We start from the raw sequence: 1,126 nt of genomic DNA, 5'->3' as shown, positions 1-1,126 counted from the left end.
GAACGAACCGGGGCGGCCGTCGCCGCGTCGGCGATGCTGTTCGCTTCGTGAGCCGGCTCGAGATCGACGCGCACGTCCTCGTCCTCGGTGGCGGACCCGCCGGAACGTGGGCGGCACTGGCGGCGGCCCGGGACGGCGCGCGGGTCGTCCTCGCCGACAAGGGGTACTGCGGCACCAGCGGCCCCACCGCGTCGGGCGGCAACAACCTGTGGAACGTCCCGCCCGGGCCGGCACGCGAACGGTCGGTGCAGGCCCGCTTCGAGGACGGCGGCAGGCTGTCGGAGCCGGCCTGGATGTACCGGGTGCTCGAGGAGACCCACCACCGGGTGGACGAACTGGCAGGCGCCGGCTACCGGTTTCCGTCCGGCGACGACGGCCGGGAGGTGCGCACCAGCCTGCAGGGGCCGGAGTACATGCGCCGGATGCGCAGGCGCGTGCACCGCGCCGGGGTCACCATCCTCGACCACAGCCCCGCCCTGGAACTGCTCACCACCGGTGACGGCGTCGTGTCCGGTGCCGCGGGTCTGCAACGGCAGAACGGATACGCGCCGTGGTCGGTGCGCGCCGGGGCGGTGGTCGTCGCGACCGGCGGCTGCGCCTTCCTGTCGGGCAGCTTCGGGACGAACGTCGACACCGGCGACGGACTGCTGATGGCCGCGGAGGTCGGGGCGTCGTTCTCGGGCATGGAATTCTCGACGGCCTACGCGCTGGCACCGGCGTGGAGTGGCCACACCAAGGGTTTGATGATGCAGTTCGCCACCTACTACGACGCGGACGGTCGGGCTCTCGGCGACGGCGGCTTCTCCGCACGCGGCGCCGCGATGGCGCACCTCGCCGCCGGCCGCCCCGTGTACGCGCGACTGGACCGGGCCAGACCCGACATCCGCGCGGCCATGCGCACGTCGCAACCGAATTACTTTCTGCCGCTGGACAAGGCAGGCATCGACCCGTTCACGCAGAAGTATCCCGTGCGGGCCGTATTGGAGGGTACGGTGCGCGGAACCGGTGGCATCCGGGTCGCCGGCACCGACTGCGCCAGCGACGTTCCCGGCCTGTTCGTGGCGGGCGACGCGGCCACCCGGGAGCTCATCACCGGTGGTCGCAGCGGAGGCGGCAGCCACAACGG

The 1,126-nt window shown here is 72.7% G+C and carries 1 protein-coding gene; it reads left to right on the top strand.

What is annotated here, in order from left to right:
- Positions 1-47 precede the first annotated feature (47 nt).
- Positions 48-1,126 (top strand): FAD-binding protein (locus AC1D1G_RS45455; protein ID WP_477956968.1); only part of this gene is annotated, 1,079 nt, incomplete at its 3' end.

This window comes from Rhodococcus sp. P3_B8, assembly GCF_056402775.1.
Note: the sequence above shows the minus strand (reverse complement) of the source record. Positions and strands in the feature narration are given on the sequence as shown.